The sequence below is a fragment of the Kribbella sp. NPDC058693 genome, assembly GCF_042715335.1.
Taxonomy (GTDB): Bacteria; Actinomycetota; Actinomycetes; order Propionibacteriales; family Kribbellaceae; genus Kribbella; species Kribbella jiaozuonensis.
The window spans coordinates 113,895-136,548 of record NZ_JBHXSQ010000001.1 but is presented as its reverse complement, the minus strand read 5'-3'; the positions used below and the strand labels follow the sequence as shown (position 1 = coordinate 136,548).

Sequence of the window (22,654 nt, the reverse complement as noted above, 5' to 3'; positions counted from 1 at the left end):
AGCCTCGGACAGAATCAGCCCCTCCAGAATCCGGGACCCGCGTACCGCCATCCGGACGGGCGTGGCACCATCGGATAGTCGTCCGGACGTAGAGGAGAACCTGTCGTGCCCGCTTTGAGGTCCCGTACTGTCACCCACGGCCGCAACATGGCGGGCGCCCGCGCGCTCATGCAGGCCTCCGGGGTAGCCCGCGAGGACTTCGGCAAGCCGATCATCGCGGTCGCGAACAGCTTCACCGAGTTCGTCCCCGGCCACACCCACCTCGCCCCGGTCGGCCGGATCGTCTCCGAGGCGATCCACGCGGCCGGCGGCATCGCCCGCGAGTTCAACACGATCGCCGTCGACGACGGGATCGCGATGGGCCACGGCGGGATGCTCTACAGCCTGCCGTCCCGGGACCTGATCGCCGACTCGGTCGAGTACATGGTCGAGGCGCACTGCGCGGACGCGCTGGTCTGCATCTCGAACTGCGACAAGATCACCCCCGGCATGCTGAACGCCGCGCTCCGGCTGAACATCCCGACCGTGTTCGTCTCCGGCGGCCCGATGGAGGCCGGCCGGGCCACGCTGGTCGACGGGACGGTCCGTAAGCTCGACCTGATCGACGCGATGTCCGAGGCCGTCAACGAGAACGTCTCCGACGCCGACATCCTGCGGATCGAGGAGAACGCCTGTCCGACCTGCGGTTCGTGTTCGGGCATGTTCACCGCGAACTCGATGAACTGCCTGACCGAGGCGATCGGCCTCTCGCTGCCGGGCAACGGTTCCGTGCTCGCGACCCACACCGCCCGCCGCGCGCTGTACGAGAAGGCCGGCGAGACCGTCGTACAGATCACCAAGCGGTACTACGACAACGACGACGCGACCGTGCTGCCGCGGAACATCGCGACCAAGGAAGCGTTCGGGAACGCGATGGCGCTGGACATCGCGATGGGCGGGTCGACGAACACGATCCTGCATCTGCTCGCGGCCGCGCAGGAGGCCGAGGTCGGCTTCGACCTCGACGACATCAACGCGGTCTCGCGCCGGGTCCCGTGCCTGGCCAAGGTCGCACCGAACGTGGCGCCTCAAGGCACGTACTACATGGAGGACGTCCATCGCGCCGGCGGCATCCCCGCTATCCTGGGCGAGCTCCACCGGGCCGGCCTGCTGAACGAGAACATCCACACCGTGCACAGCGACTCGATCGACGAGTGGCTGAAGACGTGGGACCTGCGCGGCGGTTCGCCGTCGCCGGAGGCCGTCGAGCTGTGGCACGCGGCGCCGGGTTGCAAGCGTTCGGCGACGGCGTTCTCGCAGTCCGAGCGGTGGGAGACGCTCGACAGCGACGCAGCCGGCGGGTGCATCCGCGACCTCGAGCACGCGTACTCGAAGGACGGCGGTCTCGCCGTACTCAAGGGCAACCTGGCCGTCGACGGTTGTGTCGTGAAGACAGCCGGTGTGGACGAGTCGATCTGGACGTTCCAGGGACCTGCGGTGGTGTGCGAGTCGCAGGAAGAGGCCGTCGAGAAGATCCTGGCCAAGCAGGTGCAGCCGGGTGACGTCGTCGTGATCCGGTACGAAGGTCCGAAGGGCGGGCCGGGTATGCAGGAGATGCTGTACCCGACGTCGTTCCTCAAGGGCCGCGGTCTGGGCAAGGTCTGCGCACTGGTCACCGACGGCCGCTTCTCGGGCGGTACGTCGGGACTCTCGATCGGCCACGCTTCACCCGAAGCGGCGTCCGGCGGCACGATCGCCCTGGTCCAGGACGGCGACCAGATCCGCATCGACATCCCCGGCCGCTCGATCGAACTGCTGGTCGATGACGCCGAACTGACCGCGCGTCGGGAAGCTCTCGGCGGGGTCTACGCGCCGAAGAACCGCGAACGCAAGGTCTCCGCCGCGCTCCGGGCGTACGCCGCGATGGCCACGAGCGCGGACAAGGGCGCCGTACGGGACGTCTCCAAGCTCGGCTGATCCCACGCATTGTCACCGTGCTGCGTCCAGGCGTAGCTTGGCGACAGGGGATGCCTGACCTGGGGAGGGGTCATGGGGGACGAGCGGGAGGAACGATTCCGTGCTGCGCTCGACGAGGGGCGTAAGCCGGCGGTGTTCATGTTCCAGCCGACGAACTTCGAGCAGGTGACGCCGGAGCGACTGTCGGAGTGGGAACGCAGTGTCCAGGAGGGCTTCGGCCTGAACACGTACGGGTTCGAACGCGAAGTGCTGCTGCGCTCCGCGTCGTGGTCGAACTGCGGCAACGGCCAGATCTGCGCCGACGACTCCGACTGGCACGAGTGAGGGGCGGCGACCATGGCTGAAGCAGGCAACAGCAAGGCGCCGGTGGTCTTCATGTACCAGCCGACGCGGTTCGATCTGGTGCCGACGGACAAGCTGCAGGAGTGGGAGCAGCGGGTCCGCGACGACGTCGGGCTCCCGGTGGAGTTCGCGCGCAACGGCGGCGGATCGGAGTGCTTGTCCGCGACGCTGCCGAACGACTGCATGGACGACTGCGACTACCTGGCCGAATAGATGCCCCGGCCGTCGATCGCGGTACTGACGTTCACCGATGATCTGCACGCCCTGGTGATCCAGGCACATCTCCGTCGCAACCGCGGCGCGCTGTGCGAGGTCGTCGAGGTGGACACGATGGCGGATCGGCCCGGCGGGCTGAGCTGGTCGACCGACCCCGGCTTCGGTACGTCGGTGCCGACGCGGGACGGCGGCCGGCTCGATCTGGCCGGCTGCGACGCGATCTGGTTCCGGCGCTGGAACCACCCGCAGCGGGCCGCTCGCGAGCTGTCCGATCCCGCGCACCGCGAGGTCGTCGACGCGAGCTGTGCGAGCACGCTGATGGGTGCCCTGCGCAACGAGTTCGACGGGCGCTGGGTGAGTCACCCGGACGCGACCCGGCGGGCCGAGAACAAGCTGATCCAGTTGCGCGCGGCAACGGATGCCGGGTTCGTCGTACCGCGGACGCTGGTCAGTGAGGATCCGGACGAGATCCGCCGGTTCTGCTCGATGCTCGGCGGTCAGGTCATTCTGAAGGCGGTGCGTGGCACGCCGAGCAGTCAGCTCTACACGCTGCCGGTGACACCCGAGCATCTGGCCGACGACGATGCGCTGCGGCTCTGCCCGACGATCTTCCAGGAGTTCGTGCCCGGAACCCGGCATCTGCGGGTGTTGTGCTGCGGTACGACGTCGTACGCCGTCGCGATCGATTCGCCGGATCTCGACTGGCGGCGGAATCTCGACGTACCGATCGAACCGGTCGCGCTGGATCCGCTGGTGCAGGGGGCGTTGACGCGCGTGCTGGAGTTGCTGGAGCTGAGGATGGGCGTGGTCGACCTCAAACTCGATCCCGACGGCCGGCCGGTCTGGCTCGAGCTGAATCCGCAGGGCCAGTTCCTGTTCGTCCAAGGTCTGACCGGGCTGGACCTGACGGCCGGCTTCGCGGACTTCCTCTACGAGGAGGCCGCAGTCAGAGCTCCAGGTCGAACGCGAGGTTGATCGCCTCGGCCAGGAGCGGCTCCTGGTCCGGATGCAGATGGCCGATCAGACGGCCGAGCTGCGCCTTCGGGATGGTCTGGATGTTGTCGCAGGAGATCGCGCTCGGGTGATCCAGGCCGTTGTCCGGGCCGACCAGTACTTCGGTGGACAGGCCGCGGATCGTGCTGGTGATCGGCGCGACCGTGACGTTGGTGAGCCGCGGGCGGATCAGCTCGCGGGTCAGCACCACCACCGGCCGCGGTTTGTCGAGCCGGGCGATGTGGAGGGCACGCATCAGTCGAGGTCGCTGAGGACGGTGCCGGAGGCCGCGGTGGCGAGGCCGTCAAGGTCGTCGTACCCGCCGTGCTCGCTCAGGATGGCGAGGTCGCGGGCTGCCAGCTCGCGGCGGCGCTCACGTTCCATCGCCCGGGCGACCACGGACGCCCGGCTCGTCGCCTTGTCGGTGGCGACGAGCTCGTCCATGAAATCGACCAGGTCGTCCGGCAGCCTGACCGTGATCTGTTTGCTCATACCACGACCATACCACTCGAATACCGCTATGGGATTCATTTCGGTAGCGTCGTCTGCCGCTCCAGCGTCTCCCACAGTCGCGCGGCGGCCGCGGTGTCCTGAGCGGCGGCGGACGGGTCGGTACGGCGTTCGCGGGAGTAGTACAGGCCGGTCTCGTCGGCCACGTCGGGCGAGGTGGCCAACCAGACGAGCGTCTCGGCGCCCTGCTCCGGGGTGCGGGCGAACGGCTTGGTCATCGCCATCATCAGCTTCATCAGGCGCCCGTTGTTCAAGTTGAACCCGGTCGCGACCAGCCCCGGCTCGAACGTGTACGTGCGGATCATCGGCACCCGCTTCGCCAGCTCCGAGCTGAGCAGGATCAGCGCAAGCTTGGTCTCGCCGTACCGCCGCATCGAGCCGCCGGTGAGCTTGGCGGACGACGAGAAGTACCGCTCGCCGCTGAGGTCGTCGAAGCCGATCCGCTTCGCCCGCTCGTGCTCGTCCGAGGCGGTCCCGATCACCCGCGCCCAGGGGGAGAGGTGACCAACGAGCAGAGTGGTGATCAGGTACGGCGCGACCACGTTCAACGCCCACGTCAGCTCGATCCCGTCGGCCGACACCTGGTGGCTGATGAACATCGCGCCGGCGTTGTTCACCAGTACGTCGATCGCCGGCGCCCGCCCCCGGACGTCCCGCACCATCTCGCGGATCGACGCCTGCGACGTCAGATCCGCCTCGAACACGTCCGCCCCGCCGAGTTCCCCCGCAACCCGCTCGGCCTTCCCCCGATCCCTGGCCACCAACCCGACCCGAGCCCCCTGCGCCGCCAACCCCCGAGCGCCGGCCAACCCGATCCCGTTGGTCCCACCCGTGATCAACACGTACATCGCCCGACTCCTCCCCTAGGCATACCTCGACCGGAGTCTAGGGACGCACGGGGCCCGTCGCCCTCAGTTGGACGACGTTCGAAATGTCAGTTGGGGGAGAGCGTGGACCAGCTGATCAGGTCGAAGGCGGGGAGGGAGGGCAGGGCGGTGATGGCGGCGAGTTCGTTGTCGATGAGGCCGACGAGTTGGGCCAGGCGGGTGGTGACGTCGGTGGCCTCGAGGAGTTTCTGGCGGTCGGGGGTCATGAGCTTCATCGCCGCCGACATCAGGTAGGACAGCGTGCTCGGGTCGTCGGGCAGTTCGCCCAGGTGCAGGCCGGGGCGGCTGATCTCGCTGACGGCCTCGGCGTACTTCCGGAAACGCTTGACCGCGACCATCGCCGTACCCAGTGGGTCGTCGCCGAGGTCGTCGTCGAGCCACTCGACGTCCGCGACCAGGTAGTCGCCGGTGCCGTCGAGCTCCGAGACCTTGAACCGCCGGTTGCCGGTCAGCGTCACCTCGACCGGGCCGTCGTCGTCCGCGTCGAGCGTGATCTCGGAGATCGTCGCCGCGCAGCCCGTCCCGTACAGCGACCGGAAGACCCGCTCGCCCAGCTCGTACCCGTCCCGTACGGCGAGTGCCCCGCACACCAGCTCGCCGCCGTTCTCGACCAGGTCGCGGACCACCGCGCGACCCTGGACGTCGGTCACCGGAATCGGGAGCACCAGCCCGGGAAAGATCACCGTGTCGACAGTGAGCAACGGCAGGCGGGAGTCCATACCAACGAGCCTAGTGGACGAACGCCGCGACCACGCCCGGTGACGGCGCCGGTACGGCGAGGATTCGGCCGACCCGAACCTACAGCGATCCGCGCGCTCGGGCGTCCTCCAGGTTGACGAAAGTCACGACCTGGGAGGAACGAATACGCAACCGACGACCATCGATGGTCCGCGTCGGCTGAGGGTAGGTGCCGGTGCTCCTGGCTCGGCCGGGTTGTGGATACCGGTCGGGCCGGGAGGCGGTGCCCAACTAGACTGACGGCATGATTCGCCGCGTCGACCTGCGGGGCCGAGTGGCGGCCGGAGAGGTTACCGACCTCCAAGCCGAAGTGAATGCCCTGGTCCCCCGAGCCGTGTTCGACGTCGAGAAGGCTCTCGACGTCGTCCGACCCATCTGCCTGGACGTCCGCCATCGCGGCCTCGAGGCGATCAGGGAGTTCGGCGAGAAGTTCGACCATGTGCGCGTCGAGGACATCCGGGTCCCGGCCGAGGCGCTGAAGACCGCGCTCGAGGAGCTCGACCCGCAGGTGCGCAGCGCCTTCGAGGAGTCGATCCGGCGGGTCCGTGAGGTCAGCCAGGACGAGCTCACCGCCGACATCGCCTCCGAGCCCGCGCCCGGCGGGCGGGTGACCCAGCGGTTCGTCCCGGTCCAGCGGGTGGGCCTCTACGTGCCTGGCGGCCGCGCGCCGCTGGCGTCTTCAGTGGTCATGAACGTCGTCCCGGCGCAGGTGGCCGGCGTACCGTCCCTTGCCGTTGCATCCCCGCCACAGAAGGAGTTCGGCGGCCTGCCGCACCCGACGGTGCTGGCGGTTTGCGCGTTGCTGGGGATCGACGAGGTGTACGCGATGGGCGGCGCGCAGGCGATCGCCGGGTTCGCGTACGGGTTCGACGGGTGCCGCAAGGTCAACCTGATCACGGGACCGGGCAACATCTACGTCGTTGCCGCCAAGCGGTTCCTGCTCGGTGAGGTCGGCATCGACTCCGAGGCCGGTCCGACCGAGATCGCGATCCTCGCCGACGACACCGCCGACCCCAAGCACGTTGCTGCCGACCTGATCAGCCAGGCCGAGCACGACCCGATGGCCGCCAGCGTCCTGGTGACCCCGTCCGAATCCTTGGCCGCTGCCGTTGAGGCAGAGCTGCCACAGCAGGTGGCGCAGACCAAGCACCACGAGCGCGTGACCGAGGCCCTCACCGGTCAGCAGTCGGCCGTCGTCCTGGTCGACGACCTCGACCAGGGCACCGCGGTCGTCGATGCGTACGCCGCTGAGCACCTCGAGATCCAGACCGTGGACGCTGAGGAGCGGGCCGGGCTGATCTCCAACGCCGGCGCGATCTTCGTCGGCGGCTGGTCGCCGGTTTCGCTCGGCGACTACTGCGCCGGGTCCAACCACGTCCTGCCGACGGCCGGTTGTGCCTGCCACTCGTCCGGCCTGTCCGTGCGCAGCTTCCTGAAGGCGGTCCACGTCGTCAACTACTCCCGCGACGCGCTGCACGAGGTCGCCGGCCACGTGCTCGCGCTCGCCCACGCCGAGGACCTTCCGGCCCACGGCGCCGCCGTTTCCGCCCGATTCCCCGGAGAGCACTGATGGGCCGCTTCGACGGGTTGCCGATCCGCGACGAGCTGAAGAGCTTCGAGCCGTACGGCGCCCCGCAGCTCGACGTACCCGTGCTGCTCAACGTCAACGAGAACCCGTATCCCGCGAGCGAGGAGACGGTCGCGGATATCGCGGCCGCCGTCTCGGTCGCCGCCCGCGGGATGAACCGCTACCCGGACCGCGAGTTCCTCGACCTGCGCGCGGACCTCGCGGCGTACCTGGCCCGCGAGTCCGGTGCACAGCTGGAGCCCGAGCAGATCTGGGCGGCGAACGGGTCCAACGAGGTCATGCTGCACATCCTGCAGGCCTTCGGCGGCCCGGGTCGTACGGCGCTGTCGTTCGCGCCGACGTACTCGATGTATCCGGAGTACGCCAGGGACACGAACACTGCCTGGGTCGCCGGCCGCCGGGCCGAGGACTTCACCCTCGACCAGAGCAAGGCGCTGGCCGCGATCTCCCGGCACCACCCGTCGGTCGTGCTGCTTGCCTCACCCAACAACCCGACCGGGACGGCGCTGCCGATCGAGGTCGTCGAGGCGATCGCGGCCCGGACCGCGGCACTGGGTTCGGTGCTCGTGGTCGACGAGGCGTACGCCGAGTTCCGCCGCGCCGGGACGCCGAGCGCGGTGTCGCTGCTGTCGTCGTACCCGAATCTGGCCGTCGCGCGGACGATGTCGAAGGCGTTCGCGATGGCCGGCGGCCGGGTCGGATACCTTGCCGCGAGCAAGCAGTTCGTCGACGCGCTGCGGATCGTCCGCCTGCCGTACCACTTGTCTGCGGTGACGCAGGCCGTCGCACGGGCCGCGTTGCGGCACTCCGACGAGCTGCTCGGCCGGGTCGAGCAGCTCCGGGTCGAGCGTGACGAGACCGTCGACTGGCTGCGCGCGCAGGGCCTGCGCGCGGTCGACTCGGACGCGAACTTCGTGCTGTTCGGGACGTTCGCCGACCGGCACGCGGTCTGGCAGTCGTTGCTCGACGACGGCGTACTGATCCGCGAGACCGGACCGGACGGCTGGCTGCGGGTCTCGATCGGCACCGGCGAGGAGATGGCCGCGTTCCGCGCTTCACTGGAGCGCATCCTCAAGACAGACATTGGAAGGCTGACATGACGCGCACTGCCCGGATCGATCGGGAGACCAGCGAGTCCAAGGTCCTGGTCGAGCTCGACCTGGACGGCACCGGTCGCGCCGAGATCTCAACCGGCGTTGGGTTCTACGACCACATGCTCAACGCGCTGGCCAAGCACGCGCTGCTCGATCTGCACGTGAACACGGTCGGCGACCTGGAGATCGATGCGCACCACACGGTCGAGGACACCGCCATCGGCATCGGCCAGGCGCTTCGCCAGGCGCTGGGGGACAAGAGCGGCATCCGGCGCTTCGGCGACGCGACCGTCCCGCTGGACGAGGCGCTCGTGCACTGCACGGTCGACCTGTCCGGCCGGCCGTACTGCGTGCACACCGGCGAGCCCGAGGGCCAGGTCTACGCGATCATCGGCGGCGACTACGCCGGTTCGCTGACCCAGCACGTGTTCGAGACGCTCGCGTTCAACGCCGCGATCTGCATCCACGTCCGGGTGCTGTCCGGTCGCGACCCGCACCACATCGTCGAGGCGCAGTTCAAGGCGTTCGCCCGGGCATTGCGCGCCGCCGCCGAGCTCGACCCGCGGCAGCCGGGGATCCCGTCGACCAAGGGTGCTCTGTGAGCAAGAAGGTCGTCCTGCTCGACTACGGCTCGGGGAACATCCGGTCGGGGGAGCGGGCGCTGCAACGCGTCGGCGCCGACGTGACGGTGACCTCGGACTTCGAGCAGGCCTGCAACGCTGACGGCCTGCTGGTGCCCGGTGTCGGCGCGTTCGAGGCGTGCATGACCGGCCTGAAGGCGGTCCGCGGTGATGTCGCGGTGGATCGCAGGCTGGCCGGCGGCCGGCCCGTGCTCGGCATCTGCGTCGGCATGCAGATCCTGTTCGCCCGCGGCATCGAGCACGGCGTCGAGACCGACGGCTGCGACCAGTGGCCCGGCACGGTCGAGCGCCTGCAGCCCGAGGAGGCCCAGCCGGTCCCGCACATGGGCTGGAACACCGTCGACGTACCGTCCGGCAGCACGCTCTTCGACGGTGTCGACAAGGAGCGCTTCTACTTCGTGCACTCGTACGGTGTCCGCGACTGGCAGCTCCACGACACCCGCGAGTCGGTCAGCCCGCTCGTCACCTGGACGACGTACGGCGGTGACCGTTTCGTCGCCGCGGTGGAGAACGGTCCGCTCAGTGCGACCCAGTTCCACCCGGAGAAGTCCGGCGACGCCGGCGCAGCCCTCCTCGAGAACTGGGTCCGCTCGCTCTAAGCGCCCGGGAAGGCGATCGGTGCCCCACCCCAGGTGAGCTGGCTGCTCGCTGTACCGAGCAGGCTCTCGATCGCCCACGCCCGGACGGCAGGTTGTTCGGCGGCCTCGACCAGGTCGCCGTACACCGCCGCGATCCGGCGCTCGATCACCAGGACCAGCGCGGTCGCCGTGGCGGCGTTCGTGACCGCCTGGGGGAGGTCGTACGCCGGTTCGGCCGCGACCGGGGTCTCGCCGGCGGCGACGAGCAGCGCGCTCAGGTGATCGCGGTTGTCGCGGTGCCGCGCGAACGTGTCGGTCGCCTCCTGGAACCGCGCGCCGTTGAGCTTGCCGCCGGCCACGCCCACGCCGTACATCGCGGCATGCTCACCCGCGAGAGCTGCCTGCAAGGCCTCGACCTGATTCACGACTTGTCCTTCTTCTTCGGCGGGGTCAGCGTGGAGCTCAGCTGGGTCTGCGCGGCGGCGATCTCGGCGAGCAGGCGGGCCGGTGCGCCGGACAGCTTGGCCGCGGCGGCAGCGTTCGTGGCTGCTGCGATCGCCTCCTGCTTCGCAACCGTCGTCAGCGCGGCCACGGACGAGGCAGGCACTGCGACCGCCTTCGCAGCCTTGGCGGCCACGCCTTCGGTCTCCTTGAGCTTCACGAGGTGACTCGCGTGGTACTTCGCGCCGGCCGCGAGCTGGGCCCGTAACGCGGGGAACTTGCGGCTCACGTTTGCGTAGAGCTGGGACAATTGGGTCACCTGGGTCGCTGCCACACTGAGCGCCGCGACGATCGCCGGGTCCACGGTCGGAGTCTCCCCGGCCGGGCTCTGCGAGGACGACGGTCCACCGTTCACGGCACCCGGCGTACCGGACCCGGCGGCGGCGTCGTCCTTGCAGCCGGTCAGCGCGAGCGCGCTGGGAACAAGGGCGGCGGTCACGACAGCAGCGCGTCGGGTCAGGCGGCGTTCGAGCACGCCGGAACGATACCCGGTGACGCGCCGACACCTGCCTGGGACGAGCCGGTGACCCGGATCGCGGGACCGTCCGGATAAGGTGGGCTACTGCCCTTGGCGCGACCGCCAGGGGTGGAACGGGTGCACAACTGGAGAGAGAGGCAGGTCAACCTGTGAGCCGAAAGCCAGACCACACGGACACCACGAGCCTCGAGAACTTCCTGCGGCCGATCGTCGAGCAGTTCGGCTGTGACCTGGAGGCCGCCGATGTGACACCGGCCGGCCGCCGCCGGCTGCTGCGCGTCCTCGTCGACCGCGACGGCGGGATCAGCCTCGACGACGTCGCCGACGTCACCCGGGCCATCTCCAAGGCGCTCGACGCCGACGACATCATGGGCGACGGCGCGTACACGCTGGAGGTATCCAGCCCCGGCGTGGACCGGCCGCTGACCCTGCCCCGGCACTGGCGCCGCAACGTCAAGCGCCTGGTCGCAGTGACGCTGAACTCCGGCGGCAAGGTGACCGGCCGGATCAAGTCCGCCTCCGAGGAGGCGGCCGAACTGGACGTGAACGGCAAGGCGCGGACGATCGCGTACGCCGATGTGGCCAAGGCCAAGGTCCAGATCGAATTCAACCGGGCTGCCGGCAACGACACTGAGCCATCTATTTCTGGTGGAGAAACACCTGCCGACGGCACGGTGGAGGAGAACTGACATGGATATCGACATGGCCGTACTGCGGTCGCTCGAACGGGAGAAGGACATCGCCCTCGAGGTCGTCGTCGAGGCGATCGAGGCGGCGCTGCTGGTCGCGTACCACCGCACCGAGGGCGCCCAGCAGCACGCCCGGGTCGAGCTGGACCGCAAGACCGGGCACGTGACCGTGTACGCACGGGAACTGGCCGAGGACGGCACGCCGGCCCGCGAGTACGACGACACCCCGGCCGACTTCGGCCGGATCGCGGCCACCACGGCCAAGCAGATCATCCTGCAGCGGCTGCGCGACGCCGAGGACGAGGTCCGGTACGGAGAGTTCTCCGGCAAGGAGGGCGACATCGTCTCCGGTGTCGTCCAGCAGGGCCGCGACCCCCGCTCGGTGATGGTCGACCTCGGCAAGATCGAGGCCGTGCTGCCGGCCCCGGAACAGGTCCCGGGGGAGAAGTACGAGCACGGCTCCCGCCTGCGGGTGTACGTCGTCGGCGTCCGCAAGGGCTTCAAGGGCCCGCAGATCACGGTCAGCCGGACCCACCCGAACCTGGTCAAGAAGCTGTTCGCGCTCGAGGTCCCGGAGATCGCCGACGGAACGGTCGAGATCACCGCGATCGCGCGTGAGGCAGGTCACCGGACCAAGATCGCGGTCCGGACGCTGAACCCGTCGGTGAACGGGAAGGGCGCCTGCATCGGGCCGATGGGTCAGCGGGTGCGCAACATCATGCACGAGCTGCACGGCGAGAAGATCGACATCATCGACCACAGCGACGACCCGGCGACCTTCGTCGGGAATGCGCTGTCCCCGGCGCAGGTTACGTCTGTGGAGGTTGTCGACGCCGCAGCCCGTGCTGCCCGCGTCGTCGTACCCGACTATCAGCTGTCGCTGGCGATCGGCAAGGAGGGGCAGAACGCCCGTCTCGCCGCCCGGCTCACCGGCTGGCGGATCGACATCCGGCCGGATACCGATGTGACGCCTGAGCCGGAGAAGGTAGACTGATCTCTCGGTCGGTCGACTGAGTCGCAACCACACCCTGAGGAAGAAGTGACGGACGCGCGCCCTGGCAGGTCCCGGGAGCGCACCTGTATCGGGTGCCGGAAGCGGTCCAGTCCGGCTGATCTGCTGCGGATGACGGTTTCTGGAGGACTTGTCCTCCCGGATGCCGATCGTCGGGCACCCGGCCGTGGAGCGCACCTGCACCCCACGACGGAGTGCTTCGAGCTGGCTGTCCGGCGCAAGGCGTTCCCACGGGCCTTCAAGGTCCCGGGGCCGCTCGACGTCACCGGGCTGCGCGACTACCTCGCACAGCGTGATAATCAACAAGATGTACACGCGGTCTGACCGGACCGTGTGACCGACATGAAGGCGGGTCATCGACTCATGACCACTCGATGAGTGTCGAACGATGAGTGCAATGCGATGAGCATGTACGTCAACTAACGGTCCGCGCCCCAGGCTCGGACCAGAGGGAGAGTAGTGGCAAAGGTCCGGGTCTACGAGCTCGCGAAAGAGCTCGGAGTTACCAGCAAGGTCGTTCTGACCAGGCTGAACGACATGGGAGAGTTCGTCCGATCGGCGTCCTCGACGATCGAGGCACCCGTCGTACGACGGTTGGCGGAGGAGTTCGAGAAGAACCCGCCGAAGAAGCGCGCGGCCAAGAAGGCCGCCGCAAGCACGTCTGCCGCGCCGCAGGCGACCGCACCGGTCGCACCTGCAGCGCCGGCACAGAAGCCGGCCCAGCCGGCCACCCCGAAGGCTCCGGCCGAGCGCCCCGCGCCCGTCGCCGAGTCGGCTCCTGCTCCTGCCGCCGAAGCTCCGGCGGCTCCGGTGAGCAGGACCGAGTCCGCCCCGGTGGCCGAGTCCGCGCCGGCAGTCGAGTCTGCCCCGGCGAAGTCTGCCCCGGCTCCGGGCGCCCGCCCGGGCCCGCGTCCGGGCCCGAAGCCGGGTCCGCGCCAGTCCGCGCCGGCTGAGACCGCACCGGCTCAGGCGCCGGCGGCCGAGGCCGCTCCGGCTGCCAGGGCCGAGGCTCCGGCAGCTCCGTCGTTCGAGGCACCGGCCGCCGCGCCGGCAGCGGAGGCATCGACCCCGTCGACGGCTCCCGCCGCTCGGCGTTCGGACGGCGACACTGCGGGCCGTCCCGCTCCGCGTCCGGCCACGCCGGGCTCCCCGCGACCGGGTGGCTCCGGCCCGCGTCCGTCCGGCCCGGGTGGCCAGGGCGGCAGCCCGCGTCCGGGTGGTCAGGGTTCAGCTCCGCGTCCGGGTGCGCCCCGTCCGGGCGCCCCGCGTCCCGGTGCGCCCCGTCAGGGCGGCCAGGGTGGCGGTCCGCGTCCGGGTGCTCCGCGTCCGGGCAACAACCCGTTCAGCTCGACCCAGGGCATGCAGCGCGGTGGCGCGCGTCCGGGGCAGGGCGGTGGCGGTGGCGACCGGCAGGGCGCTCCGAGCCCGGCCGGGATGGCACCGCGTCCGCCGCAGGGTCGTGGCGGTAACGACCGCGACCGCGGTGGTAACAACGACCGGCCGCGCCCGAGTGGTGTGCCCGGTGCTCCGCGCCCCAACCCGGCGATGATGCCGAAGTCCTCTGCCGGCACGTTCACCGGCCGCCCGAGCGGTCCTGGTGGCGGCGGCGGTGGCGGTGGCCGCGGTGGAGGCGGCGGCGGTCGTCCCGGCGGCGGTCCCGGTGCAGGTCCGCGCGGTGGCGGCGGTGGCGCCGGCGGTGGCTTCCGTCCGGGTGGCGGCGGCCCCAGCGGCCCGCCAGGTGGCGGCGGTGGCCGTCCGGGTCCGGGCAACCGGGGCCGTGGCGGGACACAGGGCGCCTTCGGTCGTCCGGGTGGTCCGGCGCGTCGTGGCCGCAAGTCGAAGCGCGCGAAGCGCCAGGAATTCGACAACATGCAGGCCCCGGCGGTCGGTGGCGTCCGCGTCAAGCACGGTGACGGCGAGGTCGTGAGGCTTCCCCGTGGCGCGTCGCTGACGGACTTCGCCGAGAAGGTCGGAGTCGACCCGGCGTCGCTCGTCCAGGTGCTGTTCCACCTCGGCGAGATGGTGACCGCGACCCAGTCGGTCAACGAGGAGACGCTGGAACTGCTCGGCACCGAGCTGAACTACGACGTCCAGCTGGTCTCGCCCGAGGACGAGGACCGCGAGCTGCTGCAGTCGTTCGACATCGACTTCGGTTCCGACGAAGGCGATGAGGACGACCTGGCACCGCGGCCGCCGGTGGTGACCGTGATGGGTCACGTCGACCACGGTAAGACCAAGCTGCTGGACGCGATCCGGATGGCGAACGTCGTTGCCAAGGAAGCCGGCGGTATCACCCAGCACATCGGTGCGTACCAGGTGACGACCGAGGTGGACGGCGAGCAGCGGGCCATCACCTTCGTCGACACCCCGGGTCACGAGGCGTTCACCGCCATGCGTGCCCGTGGTGCGCAGGCCACCGACATCGTCATCCTGGTGGTCGCGGCCGACGACGGCGTGATGCCGCAGACGATCGAGGCACTGAACCACGCCCGGGCGGCGAACGTCCCGATCGTGGTCGCGGTGAACAAGATCGACGTCCCGAGTGCGGACCCGGCCAAGGTGCGCGGTCAGCTGACCGAGTACGGCCTGGTGCCCGAGGAGTACGGCGGCGACACGATGTTCGTCGACGTCTCGGCGAAGTCCCGGATCAACATCGACGGGCTGCTCGAAGGTGTCGTGCTGACCGCGGACGCGGCGCTCGACCTGCGGGCCAACCCGAAGATGCACGCCGAGGGCATCGCGATCGAGGCGAACCTCGACAAGGGCCGTGGTCCGGTGGCGACCGTGCTGGTGCAGCGCGGCACGCTCCGGGTCGGCGACTCGATGGTGGTCGGTCCGGCGTACGGCCGGGTCCGGGCCATGCTCGACGAGCACGGCAACAACGTCGAGGAGGCGACCCCGTCGCGTCCGGTCCTGGTGCTCGGTCTGACCGCGGTACCGGGTGCGGGCGACAAGTTCCTGGTGGTCGACGACGACCGCAGGGCCCGGCAGATCGCCGAGAAGCGGGAAGCCCGTGCTCGTGCGGCCGCCAACGCCAAGCGTCGCGCCCGTCGTACCCTCGAGGACTTCATGGCCTCGATGGAGAAGGGTGAGGCCCAGGAGCTGCTGCTGATCCTCAAGGGCGACGTGTCCGGTTCGGTCGAGGCGCTGGAAGACGCGCTGGTCCGGATCGAGGTCGGCGACGAGGTCAGCCTGCGGATCATCGACCGCGGTGTCGGTGCGATCAACGAGAACGACGTCAACCTGGCCATCGCGTCGAACGCCGTCATCATCGGCTTCAACGTGCGGCCGGCGGGCAAGGCCGGGGACCTGGCCGAGCGCGAGGGCGTGGATGTCCGGTACTACTCGGTCATCTACTCGGCGATCGACGACATCGAGGCCGCCCTGAAGGGCATGCTCAAGCCGATCTACGAGGAGGTCACCCTCGGCCAGGCCGAGATCCGGGAGATCTTCCGCTCCTCGAAGGTGGGCAACATCGCCGGTTGCTGGGTGACCAGCGGCCTGATCCGCCGCAACGCCAAGGTCCGGTTGATCCGGGACGGCGCGGTGGTCGTCGACAACACCGAGTTGTCGTCGCTGAAGAGGTTCAAGGACGACGCGTCCGAGGTCCGCGAGGGCTTCGAGTGTGGTCTGACCATCAACAACTTCAACGACATCAAGATCGGTGACGTCGTCGAGGCGTTCGAGCTCCGCGAGAAGCCGCGCAGCTGATAGTTCGGTGACGGCCCGGGCCGGCCGAAACGTGCTGGTCCGGGCCGTCGGAGTAACGTCCGGGGAGACGGTGTTCTCCCCGGACGTACTCATGAATGAGGGAGTGAGCCCTGATGGGTGAAGCAAGGGCGAAGCAGCTGGCCGACCGGATCCAGGTGCTCGTCGCGGAACTGCTCGAGCGCCGGGTCAAGGACCCCCGGCTGGGCTTCGTCACGGTGACGGACGCCCGGCTGACCGGCGACCTGCGCGAGGCCAGCGTCTTCTACACGGTGTACGGCGACGAGCAGGCGCGCGCGTCCACGGCGGCCGCGCTGGAGTCTGCCCGCGGCCTGATCCGCAGCGAGGTCGGCAAGGCGCTCGGTCTGCGTCATGCTCCGAGCGTCGCGTTCTTCCTGGACGCCGTACCGGAGAACGCCGGTCAGATCGAGGAGCTGCTGGAGAAGGCCCGGATGGCCGACGCCGAGGTGGCCAAGGCCGCCGCGGGCGCGAAGCCGGCCGGCGAGGCGGATCCGTACAAGCGCAAGGACGAAGACGACGAGGACGACGAGGACTGAGTGGCTGACTTCACCCCGGCATCCGACGGGATCGTCGTCGTCGACAAGCCGGGTGGGATGACCTCGCACACTGTCGTCTCCCGGGTCCGCCGGATCGCCGGGACCAGGAAGGTCGGCCACGCCGGCACCCTGGACCCGATGGCGACCGGCGTACTCGTCGTCGGCCTCAACCGCGCGACCCGGCTGCTCGGCCATCTGCAGTTGGCGGACAAGTCGTACGACGCGACGATGCGGCTCGGCGCGACCACGACGACCGACGACGCCGAGGGCGAGATCGTGTCGACGTACCCGGTCGACGGCGTGACGGCGGAGGCGATCTCCGCGGCTGTGGACGGCTTCAAGGGCGAGATCTCGCAGGTGCCGTCGAAGGTGTCCGCGATCAAGGTCGACGGCAAGCGCGCGTACGAACGCGTCCGGGCCGGCGAGGAGGTCGCGCTCAAGGCGCGTGCTGTCACGGTCTCGCGGTACGACATCCTCGACGTCCGGGTCGGCGCCGACGCGATCGACGTGGACGTGTCGGTCGACTGCTCCAGCGGCACGTACATCCGGGCGCTGGCTCGCGACCTGGGTGCCGAGCTCGGCGTCGGCGGTCACCTGACCGCACTGCGTCGTACCCGGGTGGGCGCGTTCGATCTCAAATCGGCCCACAGCCTGGGGTCGCTGGCCGAGTCCTTCGACTGGCTCCCGATCGCGGACGTTGCCGCCGGCACCTTCCCCCGGTACGACGCCGACGACACCCAGGCCGCCGCGATCCGGACCGGCCGCCCACTCCCCGGCCTCAACCTCGACCCGGGCCAGACCGCGATGTTCGACCCCACCGGCACCTTCCTGGCCCTCTACGAACCCCACGGCCCGGTCGCCAAACCCACGGCGGTCTTCGTCAGCTGATGCCCGTGGGTACTGGAACCCATGGGCGAGGAGGAGCTGGCAGTCGAGTTCGGGACCGTCGCCGAGTGGACGGCTGATGCCGTCGACGAGCTGGGTCCCGAGTACGCGATCGTCGCCGGCTGCCGGGGGAGCGGCGACCCGGCGTTACTCGATTGGCTGGCCAAGGCGTGTGGCATCGGCCCCGGGACATCGTTTGTCGACGTAGGCGCGGGTGTCGGCGGAGCGTCCGCCTGGGCGGCGCAGACGTACGGCGTACGCCCGGTGCTGGTCGATCCGATGGACGAGGCGTGCCGGTCCGTACGGCGGATGTTCGAGCTGCCCGCGGTGTGCGCGGCGGGTGAGCGGCTGCCCTTCGTAGATGACCAGTTCGACGTCGTCTGGTGCGTCGGCGTGCTGTGCACGGTGCACGAGAAGTCGGTGCTGCTTCGGGAGCTGCGGCGAGTGCTGAGGCCGGGTGGATCGCTCGGGATGATGGTGCTGGTGGCCGAGCCGTCGCGGCACAGCGACGTACCGCATGGGAACGAGTTCCCGCGTGAGGACGAGCTGGTCGGGCTGATCGACGACGCGGGCTTCGTGCTTCGCGAGTTGGTCGAGGCGCCGATCGACAACGTGCCGACCGAGTGGACGCAGCAGGCCGAGCATGTCGACGAGTTGCTGGAGAAGTTGCACGGGAGCGACGAGCGGTGGCTGGCGGCTCAGGAGCAGGCGAAGAAGATGTCGCACCTGCTGTCGACGCGCCAGGTGACTCGCCGGCTGGTGCACGCGGTGAAATCTGTCGGTGCCGTCTCGTAGCGTTCGACCCATGAAATACGGGTTCGTGATGGCGTACGGCGACGCGCGGGACGCGGCTGAGCTCGCGCCGATCGCCGAGGAGCACGGGTGGGACGGGTTCTTCGTGTGGGAGTCGATCTGGGGGATCGACGCCTGGGTGATGCTCGGGGCGGCTGCGATGACCACGCAGCGGATCCGGCTCGGGACGATGCTGACGCCGCTGCCACGGCGGAAACCTTGGGATGTCGCGGGTCAGGTCTCGACCGTGGACAACCTGAGCGGCGGCCGGGTGATCCTGGCGGTCGGTCTGGGGGTGACCGGCGACGACCGGTTCTGGCTGTTCGAGGACGATCCGGGGCGGAAGACCCGCGCGGAGCTGATGGACGAGTCGTTGGAGATGCTGCAGCACCTGTGGCGCGACGAGCCGTTCGAGTTCTCCGGGAAGCATTACCGGTCCAGGAAGATCGCCGAGCTGAACCCGCCGGCGCCACCGCCTCCGGTGCAGCAGCCGCGGGTGCCGACCTGGGTGGTCGGCGGCTGGCCACGGCCGAAGTCGATGCGCCGGGCGGCGCTGCAGGACGGCTGGCTGCCGAACTACGTCGCCCCGGCCGGCGGTGAGCCGGGTGAGCTGACGCCGGAGCTCCTCGCCGACGGCATCGACTGGATCCGCCGGGAGCGTGCCGCCCACGACCTGAGCATGGACGGGTACGACATCGTCGCCGAGGGCAACACCCGCGCCGACGACCCGAACGCCGCCGACACGGTCCGTCCGTGGGCCGAGGCGGGCGCCACCTGGTGGATCGACGCGGACTGGTCCTCGATGGATCGCGACGTCGTCCGCCAAGCCGCAGAACGCCGCCTCAAAGCCGGACCGCCTCGTATCGACTGAGCACGTACGCTGGAGTGGTGCGTTCTCGTCCGACCTTGGCATGGGCCCCTGGGCCTGAGGTGCTGGCGTTGGAGCCTGGGTCGACGGACATCGGCCCGGTCGCGCAGACCGTGGCCGCCGGGGAAGTCGTCGTACTGAGCGGCGCCGGCATCTCCACCGAATCCGGCATCCCCGACTACCGCGGCGAGTCCGGCAGCCTGCGGACGCACACCCCGATGACGTACGGCGACTTCGTGGCCAGCGAAGCCGGCCGCCAGCGGTACTGGGCGCGCAGCCATCTCGGCTGGCGCACGATCGCCCGCGCCGCCCCGAACGACGGCCATCGCGCCGTCGCAGCGCTCCAGGCCCGCGGCTACCTCAGCGGCGTCATCACCCAGAACGTCGACGGCCTCCACCAGGCCGCCGGCGCGCGCGACGTGATCGAGCTGCACGGCAACCTCGACCGCGTGATCTGCCTCAGCTGCGGTACGACGTCCGCCCGCGAGGTCCTCGACCGCCGGCTGAAGGATGCGAACCAGGACTTCGAGGCCGAGGTCACCCGGATCAACCCCGACGGCGATGCAGAGCTCCCCGCCGAGGCCGTCGGCGCGTTCCGGCTGGTCAATTGCACCAAGTGCGGCGGCATCCTGAAACCCGATGTCGTCTTCTTCGGCGAGAACGTGCCGCGGACCCGCGTCGAGCGCTGCTACAAGCTCATCGACGACGCGAACGCCGTACTCGTCCTGGGCTCGTCCCTCACGGTGATGTCCGGCTTCCGCTTCGTCCGGCATGCGGCGAAGTCCGGGACCCCGGTGCTGATCATCAACCAGGGGCTGACCCGCGGCGACCCGTACGCGACCCAGCGGGTCAATCTGCCGCTGGGTCAGGCGTTGACGGAACTGCTGGCAGAAACCACCGGGCCGAGCCCTGCGTGAGGTGGCTCGGCCCGGGGTCCGCAGTACGGATTGGAAAGGGTCAGCGTTGCGCGCTGGTCCGTACGCGGTTCAGGGAGGCCTGCACGGCCTGGGGCGATGCAGCAGCCTGCTTCGCCAGCGTCCGCGCCTTGGCGGCCCAGGCGGACTGCTCCGCCGCGGTCACCGTGGCCGGCGCACCGGTCAGCGTCTTGTAGGTGAGGGCGGCCATCCCGGCCTCGCCCTCGTAGCGCGGGTGGTAGTTGAAGGCCCGGAGCAGGTTGATGTCCTTGCCCTGGATCCACGCCTGCCCGTCCGGCGCACAGGCGTCGTGCCCGGTCGACGGCCCGAACGTGTCGACGTACGTCGCTCCGCCCGCCGCGGCCGCGTTCGACACGGCCGCGTTCAGCGCCTGCTCGATCGAGTACAGGTAGGTGTAGTCGCCGTCGGCGAACGGCAGCACCGACGGGCAGGTGCCGTGCTCCGGCGCGATCTTCGGGTACCCGATCAGCAGGATCTTCGCCTTCGGTGACCGGGCTTTGATGCCCTGGACAACAACTGCGATCCGGGTCTGGGTCTGCGCGATCTTGGCCCGCAGCGTGTCCACCCCGTCGACCGTGAAGTGGGCCTTGCACGGTGCGCCGGTCGGGTCGGAGGCCCGCAGCCCGGGGCAGGTGTCGATGATGCTGCCGAACACGCCGAAGTCGTTCCCGCCGATCCCCAGCGTCACGAGATCCGTGTCCGGCGTCAGCGCGTTGAACTGCGGCGCCGCCGTACCGAGCACTGTGCTCTGCGGCTGGGTCATGTTGGTCGTATCGGCGCCGCCGCAGCTCGCGTCGGTCAGACGCACGTGCAGCGCGGCCGCCAGCAGCTTCGGATAGTTGTTGTACGACCGGACGCAGCCGAGCGACAGTAGATCCGGCAGCGGGACGAACGGCGCCGACGTGTACGAGTCGCCGAGCGCGACGTAATGGAAGAACCGCGGAGCGGCCGAGGCGTTGGCAACCGGAATGCTGCCGAGCAGAACCAGTGCCGTGCAGGCAGCAAGCAGACGACGTAGCTTCACGAGACCTCCCCAGGGCTCACCCAGTGCGCGGCCCACCCTAAGTTGAGTCACGGCACGATTACAAGGGGTGATCGTGGACCTGCTGCACAGAATCTGCGGACGGCATGGAATCCTGCTGTCATGCGTGTCTGGCACGGATTGGACCAGGTGAGCCCGGATTTCGGGCCGACGGTCGTCACGATCGGCAACTTCGACGGTGTGCACCGCGGTCATCAGGAGGTGCTCGCGCACGCCAAGGCGCGGGCGGCCGAGCTGGGCGGACTGCCGGTGGTCGCGCTCACCTTCGACCCGCACCCGATGCGGGTACTGCGGCCCGACCACGCGCCGCTGATGCTGAGCGAACCCGAACAGCGGGCCGAGCTGCTCGGTCAGCACGGCGCCGACGCGGTGCTGATCCTCCCGTTCACCAAGGAGGTGTCGGGCTGGCCGCCGGAGGAGTTCATCGACCGGGTCCTGGTCACCGCGCTGCACGCGAAGGCTGTCGTGGTCGGCGAGAACTTCCGCTTCGGCCACAAGGCGGCCGGGCACGTCGACACGCTCGTCCAGGCGGGTACGCAGTACGGCTTCCAGGTCGAGGGCCTGAGCCTGGCGGGGGAGCAGCAGCCCTGGTCGTCGACGTACGTCCGCCAGCAGCTCGCCGACGGTGACGTCGAGGCGGCCGCGGAGGCGCTCGGCCGGCCGTTCCGGGTCACCGGCGTGGTCGTCGAGGGCGACAAACGCGGCCGTGAGCTCGGCTACCCGACCGCCAACATCCCCGCCGACCCGGGCGCCGCCGTACCGCAGGACGGTGTGTACGCCGGTTGGCTGACCGTGCTGACCCCGGCTCCCGGCGCTCCGGCGTACCCGGACCCACTGCCCGCGGCGATCAGCGTCGGCAGCAACCCGACCTTCGACGGCGTGGACCGCCGGGTCGAGTCGTACGTGCTGGACCGCGACGATCTCGAGCTGTACGGCGCGAAGGTCGCGATCGACTTCGTGGCCCGGCTGCGCGGTACGCAGATCCGTTTCGACACCATCGACGACCTGCTCGTGCAGATGAAGGCGGACGTCGACGGCGCCCGTGGCCTGCTGGCGGGGGATTAGGGTGACGCGTCCACGGACTGATACGCTGGCTGCTGCCGTCTGAACGGCCGCGGACAGAGAGTGCTCGGGTGAAGAATGCCCCGGTGCGCCGCGCAACGGAAATCGAGAGGAAACCTGTGTCATCGATTGATGCCGCAACGAAGAAGACGATCATGGGTGAGTACGCCCTGACCGAGGGTGACACCGGGTCCCCCGAGGTCCAGGTCGCGCTGCTGACGCACCGCATCGCACACCTCACCGAGCACCTCAAAGAGCACAAGCACGACCACCACAGCCGTCGTGGCCTGCTGCTGCTCGTCGGCCAGCGCCGCCGGCTGCTGAACTACCTGGCGAAGAAGGACATCAACCGCTACCGGTCCTTGATCGAGCGGCTCGGCCTTCGCCGATGACGTCGCGAGGAGCGGCCCCCGAAACCTGGGTGGCCGCTCCTGGCGTATCCGCGCCCGGGTGACCTCCCGGTCGCGGCACAACTGAATACAGACGCAAGACGTACGAGGCGACGCGAAGCGCGTGGCGGGAGGACGACCGGTCCTCGGTAGTGGCTTTCGGAACAACAGTTTCCGCGGGCCTCGATCGAAG

At 69.6% G+C, this 22,654-nt stretch carries 26 protein-coding genes; 19 read left to right on the top strand and 7 right to left on the bottom strand.

Features of this window, described 5'->3' with window-relative positions; all coding sequences use genetic code 11:
- The first annotated feature begins 105 nt into the window (after positions 1–105).
- The 4 genes from ilvD to ACFWUU_RS00660 all read left to right on the top strand — a co-directional run bounded on the left by ilvD (position 106) and on the right by ACFWUU_RS00660 (position 3,489).
- Entirely contained in the window at positions 106–1,956 is a 1,851-nt protein-coding gene (gene ilvD, locus ACFWUU_RS00675) for a dihydroxy-acid dehydratase (protein ID WP_380171515.1), read from the top strand.
- A gap of 72 nt (positions 1,957–2,028) precedes the next feature.
- Positions 2,029–2,280: a hypothetical protein gene (locus tag ACFWUU_RS00670; RefSeq protein ID WP_137254560.1), complete on the top strand. Its 252-nt coding sequence runs from the start codon at positions 2,029–2,031 to the stop codon at positions 2,278–2,280.
- 12 nt (positions 2,281–2,292) lie between these two features.
- Positions 2,293–2,511, top strand: coding sequence for a hypothetical protein (locus ACFWUU_RS00665; protein ID WP_137254561.1), 219 nt, complete (start codon positions 2,293–2,295; stop codon positions 2,509–2,511).
- A complete protein-coding gene (locus tag ACFWUU_RS00660) occupies positions 2,512–3,489 on the top strand; it encodes a RimK family alpha-L-glutamate ligase (protein ID WP_380171513.1) in 978 nt (325 codons plus the stop codon). It abuts the gene before it with no gap.
- Here the strand turns inward: ACFWUU_RS00660 and ACFWUU_RS00655 are convergent.
- From ACFWUU_RS00655 to ACFWUU_RS00640, 4 genes are all read right to left on the bottom strand, one after another.
- On the bottom strand, positions 3,461–3,763 hold the full coding sequence (locus ACFWUU_RS00655; protein ID WP_130446637.1) for a type II toxin-antitoxin system PemK/MazF family toxin: 303 nt from the start codon (positions 3,761–3,763) through the stop codon (positions 3,461–3,463). The genes ACFWUU_RS00660 and ACFWUU_RS00655 overlap by 29 nt on opposite strands.
- Positions 3,763–3,999 (bottom strand): YlcI/YnfO family protein, encoded by a 237-nt coding sequence (locus ACFWUU_RS00650; protein WP_130446636.1) that lies wholly within the window; start codon positions 3,997–3,999, stop codon positions 3,763–3,765. The genes ACFWUU_RS00655 and ACFWUU_RS00650 overlap by 1 nt, the downstream gene beginning before the upstream one ends.
- 35 nt (positions 4,000–4,034) lie before the next feature.
- Entirely contained in the window at positions 4,035–4,865 is an 831-nt protein-coding gene (locus tag ACFWUU_RS00645; RefSeq protein ID WP_380171511.1) for an SDR family NAD(P)-dependent oxidoreductase, read from the bottom strand.
- 86 nt (positions 4,866–4,951) lie between these two features.
- Positions 4,952–5,623 carry an LON peptidase substrate-binding domain-containing protein gene (locus tag ACFWUU_RS00640; RefSeq protein WP_134098356.1) on the bottom strand — a complete coding sequence of 224 codons (672 nt, stop codon included), beginning with the start codon at positions 5,621–5,623 and terminating at the stop codon, positions 4,952–4,954.
- A 263-nt stretch (positions 5,624–5,886) separates the two neighbouring features.
- Between ACFWUU_RS00640 and hisD the strand changes: the two genes are divergently transcribed.
- Genes hisD through hisH form a run of 4 tightly spaced genes read left to right on the top strand, consistent with a single transcriptional unit; the run spans position 5,887 to position 9,564 of the window.
- Complete coding sequence (gene hisD / locus ACFWUU_RS00635; RefSeq protein ID WP_380171509.1) at positions 5,887–7,212, top strand: histidinol dehydrogenase; 1,326 nt, start codon at positions 5,887–5,889, stop codon at positions 7,210–7,212.
- Positions 7,212–8,330 carry a histidinol-phosphate transaminase gene (locus ACFWUU_RS00630; RefSeq protein ID WP_380171507.1) on the top strand — a complete coding sequence of 373 codons (1,119 nt, stop codon included), beginning with the start codon at positions 7,212–7,214 and terminating at the stop codon, positions 8,328–8,330. Before hisD ends, ACFWUU_RS00630 begins: the two co-directional genes overlap by 1 nt.
- On the top strand, positions 8,327–8,926 hold the full coding sequence (hisB, locus tag ACFWUU_RS00625; RefSeq protein WP_380171505.1) for an imidazoleglycerol-phosphate dehydratase HisB: 600 nt from the start codon (positions 8,327–8,329) through the stop codon (positions 8,924–8,926). The genes ACFWUU_RS00630 and hisB overlap by 4 nt, the downstream gene beginning before the upstream one ends.
- Positions 8,923–9,564, top strand: coding sequence for an imidazole glycerol phosphate synthase subunit HisH (gene hisH, locus ACFWUU_RS00620; protein WP_380171504.1), 642 nt, complete (start codon positions 8,923–8,925; stop codon positions 9,562–9,564). The genes hisB and hisH overlap by 4 nt, the downstream gene beginning before the upstream one ends.
- Here hisH and ACFWUU_RS00615 read toward each other — a convergent pair.
- Together ACFWUU_RS00615 and ACFWUU_RS00610 are read right to left on the bottom strand one after the other, a co-directional pair.
- Positions 9,561–9,968 (bottom strand): ferritin-like domain-containing protein, encoded by a 408-nt coding sequence (locus ACFWUU_RS00615; protein ID WP_380171502.1) that lies wholly within the window; start codon positions 9,966–9,968, stop codon positions 9,561–9,563. The genes hisH and ACFWUU_RS00615 overlap by 4 nt on opposite strands.
- Positions 9,965–10,519 (bottom strand): cell division protein FtsK, encoded by a 555-nt coding sequence (locus tag ACFWUU_RS00610; protein WP_380171500.1) that lies wholly within the window; start codon positions 10,517–10,519, stop codon positions 9,965–9,967. Before ACFWUU_RS00610 ends, ACFWUU_RS00615 begins: the two co-directional genes overlap by 4 nt.
- 152 nt (positions 10,520–10,671) lie before the next feature.
- On the opposite strand from ACFWUU_RS00610, the gene rimP reads away from it, so the two are divergent.
- The 9 genes from rimP to ACFWUU_RS00565 all read left to right on the top strand — a co-directional run bounded on the left by rimP (position 10,672) and on the right by ACFWUU_RS00565 (position 19,950).
- Positions 10,672–11,211, top strand: a complete 540-nt coding sequence (gene rimP / locus ACFWUU_RS00605) for a ribosome maturation factor RimP (protein WP_137254571.1) — start codon at positions 10,672–10,674, stop codon at positions 11,209–11,211.
- Position 11,212: 1 nt separating this feature from the next.
- Positions 11,213–12,205: a transcription termination factor NusA gene (gene nusA, locus ACFWUU_RS00600; RefSeq protein ID WP_380171498.1), complete on the top strand. Its 993-nt coding sequence runs from the start codon at positions 11,213–11,215 to the stop codon at positions 12,203–12,205.
- Between the two features lie 45 nt (positions 12,206–12,250).
- Complete coding sequence (locus tag ACFWUU_RS00595) at positions 12,251–12,547, top strand: YlxR family protein (RefSeq protein ID WP_137254573.1); 297 nt, start codon at positions 12,251–12,253, stop codon at positions 12,545–12,547.
- 135 nt (positions 12,548–12,682) lie between these two features.
- Complete coding sequence (gene infB, locus ACFWUU_RS00590; RefSeq protein ID WP_380171496.1) at positions 12,683–15,934, top strand: translation initiation factor IF-2; 3,252 nt, start codon at positions 12,683–12,685, stop codon at positions 15,932–15,934.
- Positions 15,935–16,047: 113 nt separating this feature from the next.
- A complete protein-coding gene (gene rbfA, locus ACFWUU_RS00585; RefSeq protein ID WP_371401525.1) occupies positions 16,048–16,488 on the top strand; it encodes a 30S ribosome-binding factor RbfA in 441 nt (146 codons plus the stop codon).
- The gene (gene truB, locus ACFWUU_RS00580; protein ID WP_380171494.1) at positions 16,489–17,376 is read left to right on the top strand and encodes a tRNA pseudouridine(55) synthase TruB; all 888 of its coding nucleotides are present in this window, start codon (positions 16,489–16,491) and stop codon (positions 17,374–17,376) included.
- Between the two features lie 21 nt (positions 17,377–17,397).
- The gene (locus ACFWUU_RS00575) at positions 17,398–18,168 is read left to right on the top strand and encodes a class I SAM-dependent methyltransferase (RefSeq protein WP_380171492.1); all 771 of its coding nucleotides are present in this window, start codon (positions 17,398–17,400) and stop codon (positions 18,166–18,168) included.
- A gap of 10 nt (positions 18,169–18,178) precedes the next feature.
- On the top strand, positions 18,179–19,036 hold the full coding sequence (locus ACFWUU_RS00570) for an LLM class flavin-dependent oxidoreductase (RefSeq protein ID WP_380171490.1): 858 nt from the start codon (positions 18,179–18,181) through the stop codon (positions 19,034–19,036).
- Between the two features lie 17 nt (positions 19,037–19,053).
- Positions 19,054–19,950, top strand: a complete 897-nt coding sequence (locus ACFWUU_RS00565) for an NAD-dependent protein deacetylase (protein ID WP_380171488.1) — start codon at positions 19,054–19,056, stop codon at positions 19,948–19,950.
- A 40-nt stretch (positions 19,951–19,990) separates the two neighbouring features.
- Here the strand turns inward: ACFWUU_RS00565 and ACFWUU_RS00560 are convergent, their stop codons facing one another.
- Positions 19,991–20,992 carry an SGNH/GDSL hydrolase family protein gene (locus ACFWUU_RS00560; protein WP_380171486.1) on the bottom strand — a complete coding sequence of 334 codons (1,002 nt, stop codon included), beginning with the start codon at positions 20,990–20,992 and terminating at the stop codon, positions 19,991–19,993.
- Positions 20,993–21,112: 120 nt separating this feature from the next.
- Here ACFWUU_RS00560 and ACFWUU_RS00555 point away from each other — a divergent pair, with 120 nt between their 5' ends.
- Both ACFWUU_RS00555 and rpsO read left to right on the top strand, forming a co-directional pair.
- Positions 21,113–22,075 carry a bifunctional riboflavin kinase/FAD synthetase gene (locus ACFWUU_RS00555; protein ID WP_380171484.1) on the top strand — a complete coding sequence of 321 codons (963 nt, stop codon included), beginning with the start codon at positions 21,113–21,115 and terminating at the stop codon, positions 22,073–22,075.
- 125 nt (positions 22,076–22,200) lie between these two features.
- Positions 22,201–22,464 carry a 30S ribosomal protein S15 gene (gene rpsO / locus ACFWUU_RS00550; protein ID WP_267901756.1) on the top strand — a complete coding sequence of 88 codons (264 nt, stop codon included), beginning with the start codon at positions 22,201–22,203 and terminating at the stop codon, positions 22,462–22,464.
- Positions 22,465–22,654 lie beyond the last annotated feature (190 nt).